Origin of the sequence: Pelagibius litoralis (genome assembly GCF_011683915.1) — a bacterium.
GTDB lineage: Bacteria > Pseudomonadota > Alphaproteobacteria > Kiloniellales > Kiloniellaceae > Pelagibius > Pelagibius litoralis.
In genome coordinates, this window is the sequence record NZ_JAAQPH010000004.1 from 232,119 (window position 1) to 251,514 (window position 19,396).

20 protein-coding genes are annotated in these 19,396 nt (G+C 65.5%); 11 read left to right on the forward strand and 9 right to left on the reverse strand.

The window, feature by feature from the left end:
- Window positions 1-162 precede the first annotated feature (162 nt).
- The 4 genes from HBA54_RS07090 to HBA54_RS07105 are packed head-to-tail and all read left to right on the forward strand — an operon-like array spanning window position 163 to window position 3,035.
- On the forward strand, window positions 163-981 hold the full coding sequence (locus tag HBA54_RS07090; protein WP_167222837.1) for a hypothetical protein: 819 nt from the start codon (window positions 163-165) through the stop codon (window positions 979-981).
- A 21-nt stretch (window positions 982-1,002) separates the two neighbouring features.
- Window positions 1,003-1,698, forward strand: coding sequence for a DUF2589 domain-containing protein (locus tag HBA54_RS07095; RefSeq protein ID WP_167222840.1), 696 nt, complete (start codon window positions 1,003-1,005; stop codon window positions 1,696-1,698).
- Window positions 1,699-1,701: 3 nt separating this feature from the next.
- The gene (locus HBA54_RS07100) at window positions 1,702-1,980 is read left to right on the forward strand and encodes a hypothetical protein (RefSeq protein WP_167222842.1); all 279 of its coding nucleotides are present in this window, start codon (window positions 1,702-1,704) and stop codon (window positions 1,978-1,980) included.
- Between the two features lie 8 nt (window positions 1,981-1,988).
- Entirely contained in the window at window positions 1,989-3,035 is a 1,047-nt protein-coding gene (locus HBA54_RS07105) for a hypothetical protein (protein WP_167222844.1), read from the forward strand.
- On the opposite strand, the gene HBA54_RS07110 is transcribed toward HBA54_RS07105, so the two are convergent.
- Window positions 3,004-3,228: a hypothetical protein gene (locus HBA54_RS07110; protein ID WP_167222846.1), complete on the reverse strand. Its 225-nt coding sequence runs from the start codon at window positions 3,226-3,228 to the stop codon at window positions 3,004-3,006. The genes HBA54_RS07105 and HBA54_RS07110 overlap by 32 nt on opposite strands.
- A gap of 10 nt (window positions 3,229-3,238) precedes the next feature.
- Complete coding sequence (locus HBA54_RS07115) at window positions 3,239-4,342, reverse strand: hypothetical protein (RefSeq protein ID WP_167222848.1); 1,104 nt, start codon at window positions 4,340-4,342, stop codon at window positions 3,239-3,241.
- Window positions 4,343-4,540: 198 nt separating this feature from the next.
- Here HBA54_RS07115 and HBA54_RS07120 point away from each other — a divergent pair, with 198 nt between their 5' ends.
- The 6 genes from HBA54_RS07120 to HBA54_RS07145 all read left to right on the forward strand — a co-directional run bounded on the left by HBA54_RS07120 (window position 4,541) and on the right by HBA54_RS07145 (window position 11,245).
- Window positions 4,541-5,818, forward strand: a complete 1,278-nt coding sequence (locus HBA54_RS07120; RefSeq protein WP_167222850.1) for an acetylornithine deacetylase/succinyl-diaminopimelate desuccinylase family protein — start codon at window positions 4,541-4,543, stop codon at window positions 5,816-5,818.
- Window positions 5,819-5,910: 92 nt separating this feature from the next.
- Entirely contained in the window at window positions 5,911-7,419 is a 1,509-nt protein-coding gene (locus HBA54_RS07125; protein WP_167222852.1) for an ABC transporter substrate-binding protein, read from the forward strand.
- 171 nt (window positions 7,420-7,590) lie between these two features.
- Window positions 7,591-8,547 carry an ABC transporter permease gene (locus tag HBA54_RS07130; protein ID WP_167222854.1) on the forward strand — a complete coding sequence of 319 codons (957 nt, stop codon included), beginning with the start codon at window positions 7,591-7,593 and terminating at the stop codon, window positions 8,545-8,547.
- Window positions 8,537-9,400: an ABC transporter permease gene (locus HBA54_RS07135; protein WP_167222856.1), complete on the forward strand. Its 864-nt coding sequence runs from the start codon at window positions 8,537-8,539 to the stop codon at window positions 9,398-9,400. Before HBA54_RS07130 ends, HBA54_RS07135 begins: the two co-directional genes overlap by 11 nt.
- A gap of 10 nt (window positions 9,401-9,410) precedes the next feature.
- Window positions 9,411-10,397, forward strand: coding sequence for an ABC transporter ATP-binding protein (locus tag HBA54_RS07140; protein ID WP_167222858.1), 987 nt, complete (start codon window positions 9,411-9,413; stop codon window positions 10,395-10,397).
- Entirely contained in the window at window positions 10,394-11,245 is an 852-nt protein-coding gene (locus HBA54_RS07145) for an ATP-binding cassette domain-containing protein (RefSeq protein WP_167222860.1), read from the forward strand. Before HBA54_RS07140 ends, HBA54_RS07145 begins: the two co-directional genes overlap by 4 nt.
- Here the strand turns inward: HBA54_RS07145 and HBA54_RS07150 are convergent.
- Window positions 11,229-11,513, reverse strand: coding sequence for a hypothetical protein (locus HBA54_RS07150; RefSeq protein ID WP_167222862.1), 285 nt, complete (start codon window positions 11,511-11,513; stop codon window positions 11,229-11,231). The two genes, HBA54_RS07145 and HBA54_RS07150, sit on opposite strands and share 17 nt — an antisense overlap.
- Window positions 11,514-11,536: 23 nt before the next feature.
- Window positions 11,537-11,821: an HlyU family transcriptional regulator gene (locus tag HBA54_RS07155; protein WP_167222864.1), complete on the reverse strand. Its 285-nt coding sequence runs from the start codon at window positions 11,819-11,821 to the stop codon at window positions 11,537-11,539.
- A 135-nt stretch (window positions 11,822-11,956) separates the two neighbouring features.
- Between HBA54_RS07155 and HBA54_RS07160 the strand changes: the two genes are divergently transcribed.
- A complete protein-coding gene (locus HBA54_RS07160; RefSeq protein WP_167222866.1) occupies window positions 11,957-13,300 on the forward strand; it encodes an NAD(P)/FAD-dependent oxidoreductase in 1,344 nt (447 codons plus the stop codon).
- A 49-nt stretch (window positions 13,301-13,349) separates the two neighbouring features.
- Here the strand turns inward: HBA54_RS07160 and HBA54_RS07165 are convergent, their stop codons facing one another.
- The 5 genes from HBA54_RS07165 to HBA54_RS07185 all read right to left on the reverse strand — a co-directional run bounded on the left by HBA54_RS07165 (window position 13,350) and on the right by HBA54_RS07185 (window position 19,369).
- The gene (locus tag HBA54_RS07165; protein WP_167222868.1) at window positions 13,350-13,802 is read right to left on the reverse strand and encodes a universal stress protein; all 453 of its coding nucleotides are present in this window, start codon (window positions 13,800-13,802) and stop codon (window positions 13,350-13,352) included.
- A gap of 17 nt (window positions 13,803-13,819) precedes the next feature.
- Window positions 13,820-15,760, reverse strand: coding sequence for a glycine betaine ABC transporter substrate-binding protein (locus HBA54_RS07170; RefSeq protein ID WP_167222870.1), 1,941 nt, complete (start codon window positions 15,758-15,760; stop codon window positions 13,820-13,822).
- Window positions 15,761-15,775: 15 nt separating this feature from the next.
- A complete protein-coding gene (locus HBA54_RS07175; protein WP_167222872.1) occupies window positions 15,776-17,371 on the reverse strand; it encodes a BCCT family transporter in 1,596 nt (531 codons plus the stop codon).
- Window positions 17,372-17,579: 208 nt separating this feature from the next.
- A complete protein-coding gene (locus HBA54_RS07180; RefSeq protein ID WP_167222874.1) occupies window positions 17,580-18,392 on the reverse strand; it encodes a GNAT family N-acetyltransferase in 813 nt (270 codons plus the stop codon).
- 104 nt (window positions 18,393-18,496) lie between these two features.
- Window positions 18,497-19,369, reverse strand: a complete 873-nt coding sequence (locus HBA54_RS07185; protein WP_167222876.1) for a phytanoyl-CoA dioxygenase family protein — start codon at window positions 19,367-19,369, stop codon at window positions 18,497-18,499.
- Window positions 19,370-19,396: the final 27 nt, after the last annotated feature.

The window sequence follows — 19,396 nt, forward strand, 5'->3', positions numbered from 1 at the left end:
TCTCGCCCGTTTTCGACATGTCCAGACCCGCGTCTGGCGCGGTCTTATGGACTGGCTGACCGGAAGGCGCCAGCCGGCGTGAGCGGGTTGATCAAAGGTGCAGTGAATCAAGGCCGCCCGGTGAAGGGCGTGATCGCCGAGGGGGAGGCAAAGTAAACAGGGATGGCCGATCTTCAACAGATCGTCGGGGCGATCCTTCGGGATCTGGCAAAGGCGCGCTTCAGCGCCGACCTCTACTCGCGCTCGATCGCGCGCTACTACGAAAACGACTATCTGCTGCGCAAGTTTCCGGTGCCGCGCGCGGACGTGGAAGAGGTCGAGATCGACCTGAAGTTCTCCATCGCCGGGGTGCCGGAAAGCGAGGTGAACAACGAAAGCCAGGAGGCCAACGCGGCGGTGCTCTTCGAGCGTTCCGTCGAACGGCTGGTCGCCACCTTCCTGGATCTTGCCCGGGCGCGCAACGAGGCCGATGAGACTTTTCGCGAGACCTGGTGGAAATACCTGACCAAGGGCTTCAACTCCTCGGCCCTGCGCATCGACATGCGTCAGAAGGTGCTGCGCTATTTCATCGAGTCCTACACCCACATGATCGATGATGACGGCAACTTCGATGCCGGGCTGGCGCTGGCCGAGCTTGAGCGGCCGTTCCGCTGGGCCATGGAGCAATACGCCAAGGACATCTACAGCCAGAGCGAAGAGGCAGAGGTGGAGATGAAGCAGGCGCTGCGTGCCCTGATTCAGCCGATCGTCGGCGACAAGGGCATAGCGGACGCGGTCCAGGCGATGGCCAAGCCGATCAAGACCATCTGGCACGGCAACAGCGATGCCCGTATCGAAATCATGGTGGAGGGTGGCCAGCTATCGCAGTTGAGCGAGGCGGCGATCTCCAGCGTGAAGATCAAGGCGGTGGTCCGCAACATGGTCTGGACCGAGGTGAAAGTGGGCGAGCGCACGACGCGCCATGTCCTCACCTCTGAGTAGGCCGGGAAAGGAAGGCTGGCGATGTCGGACGACTCATCTGAAAAAGCAGTTGCCACGGATATCGGCGGCGGTGGGCAGCCGCCCACGGATGGCGGGGACGGCGGCGGCACCACGGCGCCGACGCCGCGCGAGCTGCCCGAACCGCAGTCTTCGGTCCTCTCCCTCGCGCAGCTGATCGGGGCGCCGATCCACGCCCTTGTCGATGCCGAAGCGCAGTCGGCCATGGCCACCGCGCGCTTCATCCGTTCCGTCGGCTTCACCGGTAACGGCGACGGCATGGGCGACCTGGGTGAGCTGCAGATGGCGCGCTTCAAGCGGCGGCATCGCGGTGCCGATGGCAGTGACGAAGAGGTCGAGGTGCAGATCCCGCTGCTTTCCATGCTTCCCATCCCGGCCCTGCAGATCAAGGATGCGGAACTCGACTACACTGTGAAGATCGTTCAGACCGAGGCCCTGCCGCAGCGCCAGGCCGAGGTTGATCAACTGATGGCCGCCAAGCGCCAGGGCCCCACGGGCGAGCCGCCGGCGACACTGCGCGCCACCTTCGCGCGCGAGCAAGGCTCCAACGGCCGGCGCTCGGTCGACATGCTGGTCAAGATGAAGCTTCGGATCGAACAGGCGGATATGCCCGGCGGGTTGGCGCAGCTTCTGGCCCTGGCGTCGGAATCCAGCAGCCAGGATGTCTTGGCGAAGCGCGATGAAGAAGGCGACGGCTAAGTCATGACCGCAACCCAGCCCGGGAGAATTCCCTGCCCTGCCTGCAGCCAGCCGCTGGCCTTGCCGATTGAGGCGGTGCTGACCGGCCAGGCGATCGCCTGTGCCGGCTGCGGTCTTGAATTGACGGCACAGCGCGAAACCTCCCATGAGGCCCTGAATGCCCTGGGCCGCTGGTATGAGGAAACGGCTGAGGCGCGGACCACAGCGGCCTCCGGGCAGGCCTCTGCCGCCGCGGGACAAACTGCAAAGGCGAGCCGCCGGGTGACGCGGCCGCGCCGCTGACAACACAAATGCCGACGTACCAAAGCTGGTTCCGGCCCTGGCTCGACGATCCCGGGCCCTGGGCCGTCTGGCAACTGACGCCGGACGAAGAGACGGCAGCGGCGGTGATGCTCCGGGCGGCGGCGGGGTCGGCCTGTGCCCGATTACGGGCTGACTACGGCAGGCAGGCCAATGTCTTCGGGGGCAACGATCTGGTGACGCAGCTCGCCACCACCGCCTGCGCCGGGGACAGGCTCTTTCGGATCGCCCAGGCCGTCGCAGCGGTCGATTACTACCGCGCGCGCGTCACCGCGCGGCGACCGGAACCCGGCGGCGACACCAATCCGGTGAACCGGGTCTGCTGGTCCAGGCTGCATCCCTTCCTGATGGCGCGGTTGACGCAGTGCCTTCAGACCAATGCCGTGCAGTCGCTGGTCTGCTGTGCGATTTCCAGCCGGGTGGCGGACAAGTGGATGCCGGCGGCGGAAATGAGCCGGCAGTTGGAGCATGAACTGGTCGACAGCGGCTTGTTCTCCAGCGTCGAAGTTTCCCTCGACCTGCGGCTGCCGGTGCCGGGCGGCCGAATCTGGTTGGCTGCCGAGACGGAAAAGACCGTTGCGGCGATCAGGAAGAGCCTGGCGCGACGCCAACCCGTCCTGGTGGAGATCCTGCGCGACCCGGCGACCTCTCCGGCGGCGGCGCAGATCGTTGTCGTTTACCGCCTGGAAGAGCCGGCGGACAACAAGGCCATGCTGACCTACTACGATCCGGCCCTGGCCGCTGCACCCGGCAGCCTGCGGATCGCCAAGACGGATCACGGTTTCGTCTTTCATGATATGCCGGGCCAGGTTGCACCCGATAGCGAAGCCCCTGAAAGCGAAGACCAGGCCGCAGCGCAGGGGCTTCATCTGCTGGCGGTGCCGCCGGCCCCGCCGCCGCTGTTCGGTGCCAGGCGATGGCTGCGCTGGTGCCTGCCCTGGGGCCTCTGCTGGTATCTGAAGCGCCGCTGGCTGGTCTGGTGTCATCGCAAGCGGGAACAGGCGGTCAGCGGCTTGCCGTCGGGCGGGCCTCCCTGATCACCAGAACGCGGATCGGCCCGCTTTCCTTTTGGATCTCCGTCAGCACCGCCTGCAGCTCGGGGTTTTCCTCCATATCGGCATAGACGCAGATCGCGTTCTCGGCGCGGCGGATGCCCAGGCCGTGGACCCCCCCGCGCCCGAGGAAGCGGCCTTTCAGCCGCTCCTTCAACGCTTCCAGACTGTCGTTCATTCGGTGTTACCTAGATCGGTTCGATGTCGAGGGCTTCCATGACATCATTCATCTGGTTGGCGATCCCGTAAACCCCGCTTTCCGGGCCGGCGAAGAACAGGCCGACGGCGCGGGCCGCCGCGCGGTTCACGATCAGCGAACCGCTGTCGCCGCCCAGGCCGATGGCCTGGAAGGGCGGCGTCACCTCGATGCGCAGCTGGTCGTCGAACAGGGCCACGGCGTTGGGGTCGGCCGGGTCCATGCCGACCAGGGCGTCGTAAGCCTCGTCCGTAATCACGCCCTCGGTATAACCGGTGGTGCGCCCGTGTTTGCGCACCTCCATGCCCTCCACGCCGCGCTCCATGCCTTCCAGGGCGCCGATGGAGCAGATCGTCGGGCTGCTCTCGATCTCGGGCAGCATCAGGCCGACGGCCGCATCGACCCGGTTCGGCGTCTGCCCGTCGATGACGATCTCCTGATAGCGCAGCAGCGTTGCGATGCGATCGGCGGCCGTACCGCCGTCGGCGGGCCCGGGCTGGTAGAGGTCGTCGCCGATCTCCGCCCGGTTGGTGTCGGCGAAGACGTGGTTGTTGCTGAGAGCGAGGATCTGATCCGGATCGTCGCCGGCCAGGGTCGAGCGGCAGAAGCAGGCAAGAGTGCCCGCCGTCACGTCTTCATGGGCGACGCTGATGCCGGCGACGACGGGGCGTTGTGCCGCCTGGCGGTTGTCGCTGCAGGCTTCCTGTGCCACGTCGATGCTCCTGCGTGTTGTCGCCCGGGCCGCTTTGGGCGGCGCCTTCTTCACCGCGCTCTGTCCCAGGGCGAAAGCCGGGGCCGACTCGATCACGTCGGTCACGACGCCGTCGATGCGCTGCGGCAGGTGGTCGCGCGGGGACAGCATCGAGGCGGGCAGCTTCTGCACGACATAGATTCGCACGCAGGTCTCTTTTGTCACGACGCCACCGGTGATCTTCTTGCCCACGCCGACCGCATGCACGTTACCGCCGGCGGAGGCCATGGCGGAAGAGATGCGTATGCAGCGCCGGGCGACCACCGCGCCGCCGCGCCGGCCGGCGCGCAGCAATCTTGTGCTGACTGTCTGCTTGGCTTGAAGAAGGTCGGTCGAAATTGGCATGGCGCGGCTCCAGGGGTTGGTTGATCCATGGGTTCGGCGCTCTCTCCACTTCTTTACGTGGGGGTTCCGCCGTGCAGCCGAAGGGCCTGACTGTGATAATTCTGTTCCTTCGCGGAGACTTGACGCGAAGATAGGCCGTCAATCCTTGAAAGCTGTTGCTTGCTTTGCGGCGGGGCTCTGTGGCTAGCTGTCGGGATCATGCAAGACAGCCTTTTTCGACGTATCGAAGATAAGCAAAACGATCTGGTCGCCTTGACCTGCGACCTCATTCGCTTTCCCACGGTGAACCCGCCGGGCGAAGCCTATACGCCCTGCGCCGAGTTCCTGGGGGAGCGGCTGCGCAAGCGCGGTTTCGAAGTTTCCTATCATCGCGCCGAGGGTGTGGTGGGCGACTCCGACAAATACCCGCGCACCAACGTGGTGGCGCGCATCGAAGGCGGCCGGCCGGGCCCTTGCGTTCATTTCAACGGCCACATCGATGTGGTGGCTGCCGGCGGCGGCTGGAGCGTCGATCCCTTTAACCCGTTGGTGCGTGACGGCAAGGTCTACGGGCGTGGCGCCTGCGACATGAAGGGCGGCATCGCCGCTTCGGTCATTGCCGTGGAGGCTTTGCTGGAGGAGGCGGACGGCTTTGCCGGTGCCCTGGAGATCTCCGGCACGGTCGATGAAGAGTCCGGCGGCTACGGCGGGGTCGGCTATCTGGCGCAGCAGGGCTTCTTCTCGCGGCCCCGGGTCGACCACGTGATCATCCCCGAACCCCTGAACGTCGACCGGGTCTGCATCGGCCACCGCGGCGTCTGGTGGGCGGAGATCGAAACCCAGGGGCGGATCGCCCATGGCTCCATGCCCTTCCTCGGCGACTGCGCGGTGCGTCACATGGGCGCTTTCCTGCAGCGGCTTGAAAGCGAGCTCTATCCGGCGCTGGCCGCCAAGCGCACCGCCATGCCGGTGGTGCCGGAGGGGGCGAAACAGTCGACCCTCAACATCAATTCGCTTCATGGCGGCCTGAGCGAGGACTTCGAGGGCCTGCCGGCACCGATGGTGCCGGATTCCTGCCGCATGATCATCGACCGGCGTTATCTCATCGAGGAAGATCCGGCGCAGGTGAAAAACGAAGTGGTCGCGATCCTGGAGAGCCTGAAGCACGACCGCGAGGGGTTCGAATACGCCCTGCGGGAGGTGCTGGCCTTCCAGCCGACCATGACCGATCCCGATGCCCCGGTGGTGCGCGCCGTCTCCGCGGCCATTCAGGAAGTGCTCGGAAGGCCGGCGCAGCAGGTGGTTTCCCCCGGGACCTATGACCAGAAGCACATCGTGCGGGTCGGCCATCTGGAGGACTGCATTGCCTATGGTCCGGGCATCCTGGATCTGGCGCACCAGCCCGACGAATACGTCGGCATTGACGATATGATTGCTTCGGCGAAGGTCATGGCCTCGGCCACTTTGGCGCTTTTGGACCGGGCCCGGGCTGGCTAAACTCCCTCTTCCGGCTCTTCGCGGCCGATGAAAAGAACTTCAGCGGAACGAGTCCTTACGTAACCGCCGACCTTAGGAGGCAGAGCAGAACCATGAAGAAGCTTGTCGCGTCCCCCCTGGCCAGCGCCGCTTTGGCCGCCGGTCTGGCCCTGGGCCTTGTTGCGCCGGCCCTGGTGACCCCCGCCCTGGCCGCCAAAGACAGCCTCACGCTCGCCATGCCCCTGGAGCCGCCGCATCTCGACCCCACCGCCGGCGCCGCGGCGGCCATCGACGAGGTGGTCTACGCCAACATCTTTGAAGGCCTCACCCGCATCGACAGCTCCGGTGCTGTGAAACCGGCGCTGGCGGAAAGCTGGACGGTTTCCGGCGACGGCCTCACCTATACCTTCAAGCTGCAGTCCGGCGTGACCTTTCATGACGGCAGCGGTTTCGATTCCGCCGATGTGAAGTTCTCCTTCGACCGGGCCATGGCCGAGGACAGCGTCAACGCGCAGAAGGGGCTGTTCGATTCCATTGCGGCGGTAGAGGTGCCGGATGCCGGCACCGTGGTGGTTACCCTGAAACAGCCGGCGGGGAATCTTCTCTTCAATCTCGGTTGGGGGGATGCGGTGATCGTGGCGCCGGAAACGGCGGCGGAGAACAAGAACAACCCGGTCGGCACCGGGCCCTTCGTCTTCGGGCGCTGGGTGAAGGGCGACCGGGTCGAGATGGTTCGCAACGAAAACTACTGGGGCGAACCGGCCAAGCTCGCCAAGGCGACCATCAAGATCATCCCCGACCCGGCGGCGGCAACGGCGGCCATGCTGGCCGGGGACATCGATGCCTACGCCAATTTTCCGGCGCCCGAGGCCATGGCCCAGTTCGAAGCCGACCCGCGCTTCAAGGTGGTGATCGGCAGCACCGAGGGCGAGACGATCCTGGCCATCAACAACACCCGCGGCCCTTTAAGCGATATCCGCGTGCGCCGGGCGCTGGCCCATGCCGTCGACCGCCAGGCGGTGATCGACGGCGCCATGTTCGGCTACGGCACGCCGATCGGCACCCACTTCGCCCCGCACCATCCGGCCTATGTCGATCTGACCGGCAGCTATCCTTACGACCCTGAAAAGGCAAAGGCGCTGCTCGCCGAAGCCGGTCACGGGGACGGCCTGACGCTCAGCCTGAAGCTGCCGCCGCCCAGCTATGCCCGGCGGGGCGGAGAGATCATCGCCGCCCAGCTCGCTCAGGTCGGCGTCGAGGCCAAGATCAGCCAGGTCGAATGGCCCGGCTGGCTGGAACAGGTCTTCAAGGGCACAGACTACGATCTCACCATTGTCTCGCATACCGAACCGATGGACATCGGCATCTACGGGCGCGACACCTACTACTTCAATTATCAGGATGCCGACTTCAAGGCGCTGATGACCAAGCTGAATACCACGGTCGACGAGACCGCGCGCTATGGCCTGCTGGGCGATGCCCAGAAGAAGCTCTCGGCGGATTCGGTGAATGTCTTCCTTTTCCAACTCGCCAAGCATGGTGTCTGGAACAAGGATGTCGTCGGTCTCTGGGAAAACAGCCCGGTGCAGGCCAACGACCTGACCGCGGTCTATTGGAACTGATCGTCGCAGTCTGCTTGTTTAAAAGTCCTCCCCCCTTGCGGGGGAGGATGTAGGAGGGGGGTCGGCGTGAACCGGCAAGAGATTATCAAGCCGAACTGCCGAATACCCCCTACCCCGGCCCTCCCCCGCAAGGGGGGAGGGAGAACAATTTTAACGGCCCGCTAGCGCCTCATGGCCGTCTTCTTCCTTCAGCGTCTCACCACGCTTTTCATCACCCTCCTGGTGGCCAGCCTGCTGGTCTTTCTGGTGATGGAGGTGCTGCCCGGCGATCCCGCCGCCGTCATTCTCGGCGTGAACGCGCGCGAAGACACCCTGGCGGCGTTGCGGGCGGAGATGGGCCTCGACCGTTCGGCCTGGGAACGCTACTTCCTCTGGCTCGGCGGTCTGCTGACCGGTGACCTGGGCCGCAGCTACACCTACGGCGTGACGGTCTGGGAACTGGTGGCCGAGCGCATCGGCCTCAGCCTGCCGTTGGCGCTGATGGCCATTGTGCTCTCCACGGTAATGGCCATTCCCCTGGGCGTGCTGGCCGCGGCGCGGCGTAACAAGGCGTCGGATGTCGGCGTCATGGGTTTCACCCAGTTGGGCATCGCCATCCCCAACTTCTGGTTCGCCATTCTGCTGATCCTGCTGTTCGCCGTGCACTGGCAGATCCTGCCCGCCGGCGGTTTCGCCGGTTGGGATGCCGGCTTCTGGCCGGCCTTGAAAACGCTGCTGTTGCCGGCGGTGGCGCTGGCCCTGCCGCAGGCGGCGATCCTGGCCCGGGTCACCCGTTCCTCGGTGCTGGAAACCCTGGGCGAGGACTATGTGCGCACCGCCCGGGCCAAAGGCCTGACCCGGCGCGCGGCGCTGTGGCGCCATGCAGTGCGCAACGCCCTCATCCCCGTCGTCACCATCATGGGGTTGCAGTTCTCCTTCCTGCTGGCCGGCACCATCATCATCGAGAACGTCTTTTACCTGCCGGGGCTGGGGCGTCTGATCTTTCAGGCCATCGCCCAGCGAGACCTCATCGTGGTGAAGGATCTGGTGATCCTGCTGGCCGCCAGCGTCGTCGTGGTGAACTTCCTGGTCGACCTGCTCTACGCGGTGCTCGACCCGCGCCTGCGCGGAGGCGGCCATGCTCTCTGAGGCGCGCGCAGTTTCCCTCAGGGAGTTCTGGCTGCGCGGCCGCGGCCAGGCCAACCTGATGATCGGCCTGGCGGTGACCCTGCTGTTGATCGCCGTTGCCGTTCTCTCCCTGGTGTGGACGCCCTATCCGATCAATGCCATCGACATCCCGGCGAAGCTGCAGCCGCCCTCGGCGGCGCACTGGCTGGGTACCGATCAGTTCGGCCGCGACGTGCTGTCGCGCATCATGGCGGGCGCGCGCAACTCCATCGCCGTGTCTTTGGTCGCCGTCGGCATCGGCGCCGGCCTCGGCGTGCCGCTGGGAGCGCTGGCCGCCGCCCGGCGCGGCTGGGTGGAGGAGGTGGTGATGCGCTTCAACGACTTCACCTTCGCCTTTCCCGCCCTGCTCTCGGCGGTGATGATCACTTCCCTCTTCGGACCGGGCGCCATCAACGCCATCATCGCCATCGGCATCTTCAACATCCCGGTCTTTGCCCGTCTGACGCGGGGCGCGGCCCTCAGTCTCTGGCAGCGCGACTTCGTGCTGGCGGCGCGGGTGGCGGGCCGGGGGCGCACCCGCATCACCCTGGATCATATCCTGCCCAATATCGCCAGCCTGCTGATCGTGCAGATGACCATCCAGTTCGCCCTGGCGATCCTGGCCGAGGCGGGACTGAGCTACCTCGGGCTCGGCACCCAGCCGCCGGACCCGAGCTGGGGCAAGATGCTGAACGAGGCCCAGACTCTCATGTTCCTGGCGCCGCAGCTGGCGATCTTCCCCGGTCTTGCCATCATGGCGACGGTGCTCGGCCTCAATCTCCTGGGCGACGGCCTGCGCGATCTGCTCGACCCGCGCCTGCGGCGGCTGCGGTGAGGTTGCGCCTATGACATTGCTCAGCCTGCAGGACTTGTCCGTGGTTCTCGACACGCCGGAGGGCCCGGCGACGGTGCTGGACCGGGTGAGTTTCGATCTCGCGGCGGGCGAAAGCCTGGGAATCGTCGGCGAGTCCGGCTGCGGCAAATCGATGACCGCCCTGGCGGTGATGGGCCTGCTGCCGGATGCCGCCCGCTGTACGGGGCGTATCGACTTCGAGGGGCGCGATCTGCTGGCGCTGGACGAACAGGCGCTCTGTGCCTTGCGCGGGCGGTGCATCGCCATGGTCTTTCAGGAACCCATGACGGCGCTGAACCCGGTGAAGTCCATCGGTTATCAGGTGGCAGAGGGGCTGCGCTGGCATCTCGGCCTGGGGCGTGGCGAAGCCGCGGCGCGGGCGGTGAAACTGCTGGATCGGGTCGGCCTGCCGCAGCCGCGTTTCTCGCCCGATCTCTATCCGCATCAGCTTTCCGGCGGGCAGCGCCAGCGGGTGGTGATCGCCATGGCGCTTGCCTGCGACCCGGCCCTGTTGATCGCCGACGAACCGACCACGGCGCTTGACGTGACCAGCCAGGCCGAGATCCTGGCCCTGATCGCCGAGGTCACCGCGGCTTCGGGCATGGCCCTGATGCTGATCACCCACGACCTGGCGGTGGTCTGGCAGAACACGGCGGCGATGCTGGTGATGTATGCCGGCGCGGTGGCGGAGCGGGGGACCACGGCGGAGGTCTTCGCCCGCATGGCCCATCCCTATACCCGTGGCCTGCTGGCCGCTTCCCCCGGCGCTTTGGGGGATATCCTGCCGGCCGGTCGGCGTCTCGCGACCATTCCCGGGCAGGTGCCGGACCCGCAGGACCGCCCCACGGGTTGCGTCTTTGCCGCGCGCTGCGCGCGTGCCGCCGCCGATTGCCTGCCGCGACCGCCGGCAGAGCGGGTCCTGGCGCCGGGCCATGCGGTGGCCTGTCTCCATCCCCATGAAGAAGAGACCGTGTTATGAGCGCCCAGGCGCCGGGGGGCGAAATGGTCTTGCGGGTCGAGAATCTGGTCCTCGAATATCCCCTGCCGCGCCAAAGCCTCTTCGCCCCCGCGCCGCGCCACCGCGCGCTGGACGGTGTCAGCCTGCAGGTCGCCCGCGGTGAGAGCCTTGCCGTGGTCGGCGAATCCGGCAGTGGCAAGTCGAGCCTGGCCCGCGCGGTTCTTGCCCTGGAACAGCCCGGTGCCGGGCGGGTGGAGCTGATGGGTCAGGATGTTTTCGCGCTTTCGCCGGGGGCGCTGCGCGGCCTGCGCCGCCATGCCCAGATGGTGTTCCAGGATCCCTATGGCTCGCTCGATCCGCGCCGCAAGGTCGGCTGGATCGTGGCCGAGCCGCTGGACGCGCTGGAGAGCGGTGTCGGCGCCGCCGCGCGTCAGGCGCGCATCGCCGAGGTTCTGGTCTCCGTCGGTCTGAAGGCGCGCGATGCGGAGAAGTTTCCCCACGAGTTTTCCGGTGGCCAGCGCCAGCGCATCGCGATCGCCCGGGCGCTGATCACCCATCCCGCTCTGATCATCGCCGACGAGCCGGTCTCGGCGCTCGACGTTTCCGTGCAGGCCCAGGTTCTGAACCTCTTCATGGATCTGCGCGAGCGCCTGGGGCTCAGCTATCTTTTCATCTCCCACGACCTGGCGGTGGTGCGCCACGTCGCCGACCGGGTCGCTGTCATGCGTCACGGCCAGATCGTCGAGGAAGGGGCTGTCGAACAGGTTTTCCGGGAACCGCAGCACCCCTATACCCGCAAACTGCTGGCGGCGGTGCCGCGTGTCGGCCATCCGCGACAAGCGGTGGCCGGTGCTACAACAGCGCCGTGACGATTTCTTCCCATTCCTGGTCGAGGCTGGTTTTTGCGTGGGGCTTGCCGGCGCGGCGGTACCAGTAGCCGGCGTTGCTCTCGTCGCCCTCGACCCGGTGCAGATAGGCATGGACCCAGGCGCCTTCGGCGCTGCTGTCGGACTGGGCGAGGCCATGAGCGGCGTCCCAGTCGTCTTTTGCCGCTTGCCAGAGGGCGGCCAGCGCGGGGGCCAGTTCCACAGGCGGTTCGGAATCTTTCAGGCTGTCGCGAAACGCTGCCAGGTCCATCGTTTTCTCTCTCCGATTGTGCGTCAGTCGCGGAACAGCCGCTCGCCCTGTTCGTCGATGATCTGCCGGCCTTTCACCAGGGCGAAATCGGCGGCGGCATCCTGGGACGGATGGGTATCGGCGCGCAGAAAGCTGTGCTCCTTCATTTCGCCGTCGATCTCTTTGCGGATCACGCCGGCGGTCAGCCACTGGCTGCCCTTTTGCTGCGGCGCCGGTTGAATCTGGAAGCCGTTGTACTCGACGGATTCTGCCGACGGTGCGGTGCTGTCACCGCCGCCGCCGCCGAAAAGCTTGCTGAAGAAGCCCATGGTAACAATCCCTGTTCCTGTCTGCCCGCTGTGCTGGGGTCGTTGTGTCGGTCATATTACCCGCTCAAAGGTGCTCTTCCTAGCCGGCGAGATGAACTATGCTGCGGCGACATCGAAAACAGACCGGAGGGCGGCGTGACCCGCCTCTATCACGACTCGCTCTACGACCGAAACACCGCCATCGGCAGCTATTGGGAGGCCTCGGCCCCGCCCTTGGATCGTGCGACGCCGCCTTTGGCGGCGGATGCTTCCTGCGAGGTCGCGGTGATCGGCGCCGGCTACACCGGGCTGACCGCCGCCCTCTCCCTGGTTGAGGAGGAGGGTGCCGACGTCGCCGTCGTGGAGGCCGGCACGCCGGGCTGGGGCGCCTCCGGACGGAACGGCGGCTTCTGCTGCCTGGGCGGGGCCAAGCTGGATTACGGCGCCATGGTGAAGCGCTACGGGCTGGCCGAAACCCGCCGTTTCTTTCAGATCCAGATCGAATCCGTCGATCTGGTGACGGGCTTCTGCGCCGATAAGGGTATCGATGCCGACCTGACCGGCAGCGGCGAGATCATCCTGGCCCATAAGCCGGGCCGTCTGGCCGGGCTGCGGGCAGAGCAGGCGCAGTTCCGCGATCTCTTCGGCCTGGACTGTCCGCTGCTGGATCGCCAGGCGCTGGCGGCGCGCGGCCTGGCGGCGGCGGATTTCCACGGCGGCCTGCTGATCCCGCCGGGTGTCGGCCTGCATCCCCTGAAGTATCTGCGCGGGTTGGCGCGGGCGGCGATCGATGCCGGGGTAAAGGTCTATGGGCAATCGCCGGTGACCGCGGTCGAACGCAGGGCGGGCGGCTTCGTCCTGGTGACACCGCAAGGCCTGTTGAAGGCGCGCAAGGTCATCATCGCGACCAACGGCTACAGCGAGGAAGCGTCGCTGCCGGCTCTGTCAGGGCGCTTGCTTCCCGTCCTCTCCAACATTCTGGTGACCCGGCCTCTCAGCCCGGCCGAGCAGGCGGAACAGGGCTGGACCGATACGACCATGTGCGCCGACAGCCGCCGTCTCCTGCATTACTTCCGCCTGCTGCCCGACGGCCGTTTTCTTTTCGGCGGGCGCGGCGCGGTATCGGGATCGGCGGCGGCGGCGCAGCGTGGCCTGCGCCGTCTGCGGCGCGACTTCGAGCATCACTTTCCGGCCTGGACGGGGGTTGAGACAGAATACAGCTGGCGCGGTCTGGTCTGCCTGACCCAGCCCCTGGTGCCTTTTGTCGGTGCGCTTGAAGAAGAAGGGCTCTATGCCGCGCTGGCCTACCACGGCAACGGCGTTTCCTTCACGGCTTACGCGGGGCGTGCCCTTGCCGGCATGGTGGCCGGGCGTCAGGGCGCCGCGGACCTGCCCGCTGTCCTGCGGGCGCCGCTGCCGCGCTTTCCCCTGGCGTTCCTGCGCAAGGCTTACCTGGCCGGCGCCTATGGGGTCTATGGCCTGAAGGACGCGCTGGGCTGAGAGGCCGGCAGGGCCGGGCGCTCAGTCTCCCAGGCGCAATCTCCCAGGTTCAATCTCTCACAATGTGAACCGAACAGGGGGCATGGCGGGCGACCCGTGCCGTGTTGGGGCCAAGCAGATAGTCCTTCAATGAGGGCCGGTGGGCCGCCATGACGATAAGCTCGGCGCCGATCTCCTCGGCGGCTTCGACGATCTTCTCGTAGATCGTGCCGTGGGCGGCGATGATGCCGCCGAAAAGCTCCTTGGGGATGTGCTCTTTGGCCAGTTCCTTCATGCGCCCTTCGGCCTGCTTCACGAAGTCCTTCACGTCGTAATCGATGGAGCCGTGCTCCTCGCCGCGGATGGCATAGCGCCAGTCGATGCCGGAGGGGATGTGCGGCACCACGGTCATCAGCCAGACTTCGCCCTGCATGATGCGCGCCTGATCGACGCCGTTGGGCAGAGATTTCAGCCAGGAAGACTGATGCTCCAGGTCGATGGGAACCAGAACCTTTTTGGACATTGTCGCCTCCTCCCCGATTACTGTTCGGCGCTATCGGCCGATTTGGCCGGGATGATGTGAAGATCGCTCGGCTGATCGGGTCTGCGCGGTGGTTTGGCGACCAGCAGATAGACCATCCAGACAAGGAATACGATGGCCAGAATATTGACGAGCGATGTCAGGGGATCGGCGATCAGCGGTTGGGGTCCTTCGTCGAGTGCCGGCCGCAGTGCCGCCGCCACCGGCGCTGCCGGGTCGACGGCCTCGGCAGTGCCGAGCGCCTTCGACAACTCCAGGATGGTGGCGTCGGGGATCGGCTGGGTGGTGGCCGTGCCCGTCGTTCCCGGCCCTTGTGCGCCAAAGGCCTCGCGGCCGCCGGAGGGCCCGGCCAGGACCATCTGGACGCCCAGCGTTTCAACGGCGCTTTCCTGTCCGGCATAGCTCCCCAAAGGGACCTGCGCCTGACGCAGGAAGGAGAAGCGCAGGGGCGCGTTGCCGTCGTTCCAGCCTTCGATCGGCAGCAGCTTGAAGGAACCGCCTTCGATCAGCTCCAGAACCGTGGTATCGCCGAGCGGTGCCATCACGAAGACCGCATCGACCAGGCCCTTGGCCATCGCTTCGAACTGAATGCCCAGCTCGCCGGCCTCGCCGGAGACGACTGAAACTTCGGCAAGGCCGAGCCCGGCCAGGGCCATGCGGGCGACCCGGTCGGAAGACGATCCGGCCTGACCGACGCCGAGCTTTGTCACCGCCGGAAGATCGGCGGGTCCGCCGCTGCGGGTGACGACATGGGCGACCTGGAAGCCGACCACGCCGAGGGCTTCGGCCTGGCTGGTCAGAACGGCGTTGTCGCCTTCCACTTCGTAGAAGGAATCGATGCCGGCCACCGCCAGGCGCGCAGCGCCGGAGGTTACGAGGTCGAGCGGATTGGCCGCCCGCTCAACCGCGACGGAGCGCTTGGGGAAAACGCTGCGCGCCGCCCGGACCGCCTTGCCGGCGGGCCCGGCGAGGGAATCCAGATCCCCCAACGCGACGATCAGCGGCTCTGCGCCTGCCGTGCCGCCGGCCTCCGACGTGGCTTCGAGCAGGTTCACAGCCACCAGGTAGTCCAGCACCACCGCAGCGACGCTGCGGCCCTCCAGCTCGACCTCGGTGATCATGTCCCGCATCGCATCGGCGGTTATCTTGTTCTCCAGCTTGGCCAGGGCGGGCGCCAGGGCCGGAAAACGGGTGAGGGCGTCGCGGCGCACCAGGGGGGAGGGCTGGTAGACCGGAAAGAAGGAGAGGTCGTCTTCCAGCACCACCAGATCGAAACTGGCGATCTGCTGGTCGGTGCGGAACAACTCACCCACGACAGCCGTGCCGTCGAGCACCGCCTGGGCGATTTTGTCCTTGCCGCCGTCGTCGAGATCGAAGGCCAGAACCTTGCCGGGCTTCAGGCCGTAGCGGCGTACCATCGGGTTGAGGCCGTCCAGGGGCCGCTCGACGAAGGTGTCGTCGGCCGCGAAATCGATTTGGTCGAGACGGGCCAGATCGCTGATCTTGGTGATGTTCTGTCCCTGTGCCACCTCCGGGCGCACCACGAGAACATAGTCGCTGGAAAAGCCGAGCCGTTCGCGCCAATCCAGTTCCAGCGCGCCGTACAGCTCCCGCACTCTTGCCAGCGCCGCGTCCCCGTCGGTCATCGGCGGTTGACCCAGATAGACCAGGCCGGTGCCGTTGTACTCCGGATAGAGGTCGATCTTATCCTGCTTCAAGGCCTCGAAGGTTTCCGCCGAGGAGCCATAGGGGATGGCGCGCTGGACGGTCAGGCCGTCTTCTTCGGCCATGCGCGCCATCATCTCCGCCATCAGCATGTTTTCGGTGAAGTTCTTGGAGGCGACGCGTACGACCTTTGCCTCCTCTTCCCCACAGGCCGCGAGGATCAGAGAGCCGCAGAGCAGCAGGGCGAGGGTGGTGGCTTTTCTGGATATCATCATGTCTCTTCTCCCCCTCTATTCTGCCGGTGTCCGGCTGCTGCCGGCCTGGCTTGCTGACTGATCGGCAGCCTGTGCCCGCGCCATTCTGCGCGCCATGCGCAGATCGCGAATCTCCGCAGACTCGTCTTCTCTCAAGGCTCGAAAGAATCCGACAAGCTGGAAGAACACGATGAAGGTGAAGGGAACCGCCCCGGTGATGGCCATGGCCTTGGCCACTGTCACGCTACCGGAAACCAACACACCGAAAGTGATGGCAGCCATGATGATGCCCCACAGCAGCTTGGTCTTGGTATCCGGATTCAGGTTGCCGTTGGTTGTCATCATGGAGACGACGAAAGTACCGGAGTCGGCACTGGTCACCAGGAAGATGAAGATCAGAATGATCGCCAGGATGTTCAGCAGCCCAGTACCGGGAAGATAGCTGAAGAAAGTGAACAGCGCCTTGGTGACGTCTTCGAAGACGACCTCGGCCAGGCCGCCGCCGCCGTTCATTTCGATGTACATGGAGGCGCCGCCGAAGACAGCGAACCACAGCATGGAGAAGACCGTGGGGATCACCACGACGCCGATGCAGAACTCGCGAATGGTACGGCCGCGGCTGATGCGGGCGATGAAGATGCCGACGAAGGGCCCCCAGGCAATCCACCAGATGAGGTAGGTCAGGGTCCAGCCGTGGGTCCAGCCGCGCAGGGAATCGTCATAGGAGAAAATCCGGAAAGAGAGAAGAACGAACTGGCTCAGGTAGTCGCCGATGGAATTGACGAAGGCATCGAGGATAAAGGTCGTCGGTCCGGCGAACAGCACCACCAGCATGATGACGATGGCGATCACCATGTTGATGTTGGAGAGAATCTTGATGCCCTTGTCGACGCCGGTGCAGGCCGAGAGCAGGAAGCAGACGGTCATGACCACCAGAATGCCGATGGCGATCGGCAGTGAACTCGGATCGGTGCCGAAGACTTCCGCCAGGCCGGAGCGCACCAGCAGCACACCCATGCCGAGCGAACCGGCGAGCCCGAAGACCACGGCCATTACCGCCAGAACGTCGGACACCACCGCGACGCCGTGGGTCAGCTTGTCGCCAAGCAAGGGGCGCAGGGCATACTCGATGGGCGTCGACACCATCGAGGGGGCGTTTTTGCGGAATACGAAGTAGGCGATCACCAGGGCGCAGACGCCGTAGATGGCCCAGGCGTGAAAACCCCAGTGCAGGTTGGTGATGACGAAGGCCATGCGGGCCGCTTCGGCGGTCTGGCCTTCCATGCCCGGCGGTGAATAGAAGTGATACATCGGCTCGGCCACACCCCAGAACAGAAGGCCCGAACCCATGCCGCCGGCAAAAAGCATGGCAATCCAGGAGGCGGTGGAGAATTCCGGTTCCTCGTCGTCCCTGCCCAGTTTGATTTCGCCGTAGCGGCTGACCGCCAGAAAAACCACGATGAAAACGAACATCGTGCAGGTCAGCATGAACAGCCAGTCAAGGTATTCCAGCGCCCCTGAGGTCAGGGCCACCGCAGCGCCGGTCACGTCGTCCGGCGCGACCACGCTCCAGACGCCGATGATGGCACTGAGGCCGACTGAAATGATGAGTACAAGGTTCTTGATTGGCATCCCCACGCCTCCCGTTCTCGGCGCTTTTCATCGCCGTGAAATTTTATGTCATTTTTGTTTTTCCGCTTGTTCGAAAGTTACCATGCGACGCGTGAACTGTCATCCGGTTGAATCCTGGGGATAGATTCACTTTCGCACGAGACAGCGTCCCGTGACGGTGTCTCGGCAGCTCTTCAGGGGGATTTGCGCGACGCTCAGGGCGCGACGCTCAGGACTGGGGCGGCGGGGCGAAGTTGCGGCGCAGATAGGCCGGTTGGAAGCCCGCCTTCACGATGTTTTTGAAGGAGTGTTGCGGATCGCCTTCAACCTCCTCGCCGGTGGCGGTTACCATGGTTCGGCAGTTGGCTTTCAGCGCATCTTCGATGCGGCGGCTGAGCAGGGCGGCCTGGCTGCCGCGCTGGCGATAGGCCGGGGCCGTCGCGCCCCAGTCGAACCAGGCCATGCCCTGGTCGATGAAAAGCGCGCCGGTGCCGGCCGGCGTATCGCCGTCGAAGGTCATGTAGAGCCGCCACTTGGGTCGATGAACCAATCCCGCGAGCCAAGCGCAGCCTTCTTCGCTCAGGCCGAATCCGGTACCGGCGATCTGCCCGAAATCCTCGGCATGCTCGGGTCCGATCTGTTTCACCGTGAAGCCGGTGATGACCTTCGGTGCGGGATCGGTGCCACGGCGGAATTTGATCCAGCCGCGGGCCTGGACCAGTCCGCTCCGACCCATCACGTCGTCCAGGCCTTCCGGCCGGGCTTCGGGGTGCAGATGAAAGAAGAACCGCCGGACCCCGGCGCTCTCGTAGACATCGCGCACCTGCGCGATCGTGGCGGCGCCGTCGGTCGCCTCAATGCCCAGCCCGATCGCGCGGTTGACGACGATACTCGGGTCTTTGGCGGAGACTGAGGCCAGGGCCGTGCCGATGGTTTTCAGCTCCAGGCCGAGGCGATGACGCAGGTCTTCCGGCGCGGCGGCGTGAAGGTCGGACAAGGCGGCACGCTCCAGGCGCTCGGCCTGCAGGGAAAAGTCTTCCACGGTTTCTGCTCCAGATCGGAAAGCGGCTGGTGAATTTGCGGGTCTTTGTTCCCGCTATCCTGAACAGATACGTGGGTAGGGCGTTTCGGTTTCAACGGCGTAAATCACGAGGCTTGTGCGTTTTCCCACAATGTCGGGAAGAAATCGCTGATCAGGGCATCGCCCTCGCGGTGACCGGCCGCTTCCATGATGGCCCGTTCCTGCTTCGCCCAGTCGCCGCGGTAGCGGATATGACCGTCCTCCTTGGTCATGCGCAGGGTATAGCGGCGCACCGTGCTCTTTGGGGTGCTGGCGCCAAGGGCACCGTGCAGACAGCGCATGTCGAAAAAAACGCAGTCACCCGGCGCACAGTCGAAAGAGACGAGGTCATAGTCACCCGGGGCGGCATCGATGTCCGGCGGTGCCTCGTAGCGCTGGCCGTTGATGACGCCGGGCTCCGCGGCGGCGCTGTGGTCGGCAAAGAGGGTCCGCATGAACAGCCGGTTCCAAAGATGCGAACCGCGCACGAAGGCGATACTGTCCTCCTTTGACGTCGGGTCCAGCGGCAGCCAGAGAACGCACATGCTGCCCTCGAAATCGAAGTAGGAGATATCGTGGTGCCACGGCGGCCGGGCGGTCGATCCGGCTTCACGCAGGAACCAGTTGTCCATAACCAGATTGATGCGCCGGGCATCGAGCAACTGGGCCGCCAGGCCAGCCGCCGGTGATTGGCGTACAAAGCGCTCGAAGGGCGGAAAGTCGGACCAGACCCAGAAATCCTCGATATAGCGGGGCCCGCTGTTATCCGCTGCGGCGCGGCGTATCTCCTGTTTGGGGCTGGGGCGCTCCAGGTTCTCCGCAATACCGCAGCGCAGCAGGTCCAGCCATTGCGGGCCGAAAACCTGACGCAGGCAAACCACGCCATCGCGCCTGAAAGTGTCAATGGCCTCGTCCGAGACCTTTGGGCCGAGGCTTGGATCGGGTCTGCTGTTCGGCATTTTCTCGTATTTCCAGCTGCGCGCGTG

Coding starts and splice junctions, on each gene's coding strand:
- HBA54_RS07090 (WP_167222837.1), top strand. CDS start 163: ATGGCCGATCTTCAACAGATCGTCGGGGCGATCCTTCGGGATCTGGCA.
- HBA54_RS07095 (WP_167222840.1), top strand. CDS start 1,003: ATGTCGGACGACTCATCTGAAAAAGCAGTTGCCACGGATATCGGCGGC.
- HBA54_RS07100 (WP_167222842.1), top strand. CDS start 1,702: ATGACCGCAACCCAGCCCGGGAGAATTCCCTGCCCTGCCTGCAGCCAG.
- HBA54_RS07105 (WP_167222844.1), top strand. CDS start 1,989: ATGCCGACGTACCAAAGCTGGTTCCGGCCCTGGCTCGACGATCCCGGG.
- HBA54_RS07110 (WP_167222846.1), bottom strand. CDS start 3,228: ATGAACGACAGTCTGGAAGCGTTGAAGGAGCGGCTGAAAGGCCGCTTC.
- HBA54_RS07115 (WP_167222848.1), bottom strand. CDS start 4,342: ATGCCAATTTCGACCGACCTTCTTCAAGCCAAGCAGACAGTCAGCACA.
- HBA54_RS07120 (WP_167222850.1), top strand. CDS start 4,541: ATGCAAGACAGCCTTTTTCGACGTATCGAAGATAAGCAAAACGATCTG.
- HBA54_RS07125 (WP_167222852.1), top strand. CDS start 5,911: ATGAAGAAGCTTGTCGCGTCCCCCCTGGCCAGCGCCGCTTTGGCCGCC.
- HBA54_RS07130 (WP_167222854.1), top strand. CDS start 7,591: ATGGCCGTCTTCTTCCTTCAGCGTCTCACCACGCTTTTCATCACCCTC.
- HBA54_RS07135 (WP_167222856.1), top strand. CDS start 8,537: ATGCTCTCTGAGGCGCGCGCAGTTTCCCTCAGGGAGTTCTGGCTGCGC.
- HBA54_RS07140 (WP_167222858.1), top strand. CDS start 9,411: ATGACATTGCTCAGCCTGCAGGACTTGTCCGTGGTTCTCGACACGCCG.
- HBA54_RS07145 (WP_167222860.1), top strand. CDS start 10,394: ATGAGCGCCCAGGCGCCGGGGGGCGAAATGGTCTTGCGGGTCGAGAAT.
- HBA54_RS07150 (WP_167222862.1), bottom strand. CDS start 11,513: ATGGACCTGGCAGCGTTTCGCGACAGCCTGAAAGATTCCGAACCGCCT.
- HBA54_RS07155 (WP_167222864.1), bottom strand. CDS start 11,821: ATGGGCTTCTTCAGCAAGCTTTTCGGCGGCGGCGGCGGTGACAGCACC.
- HBA54_RS07165 (WP_167222868.1), bottom strand. CDS start 13,802: ATGTCCAAAAAGGTTCTGGTTCCCATCGACCTGGAGCATCAGTCTTCC.
- HBA54_RS07170 (WP_167222870.1), bottom strand. CDS start 15,760: ATGATGATATCCAGAAAAGCCACCACCCTCGCCCTGCTGCTCTGCGGC.
- HBA54_RS07175 (WP_167222872.1), bottom strand. CDS start 17,371: ATGCCAATCAAGAACCTTGTACTCATCATTTCAGTCGGCCTCAGTGCC.
- HBA54_RS07185 (WP_167222876.1), bottom strand. CDS start 19,369: ATGCCGAACAGCAGACCCGATCCAAGCCTCGGCCCAAAGGTCTCGGAC.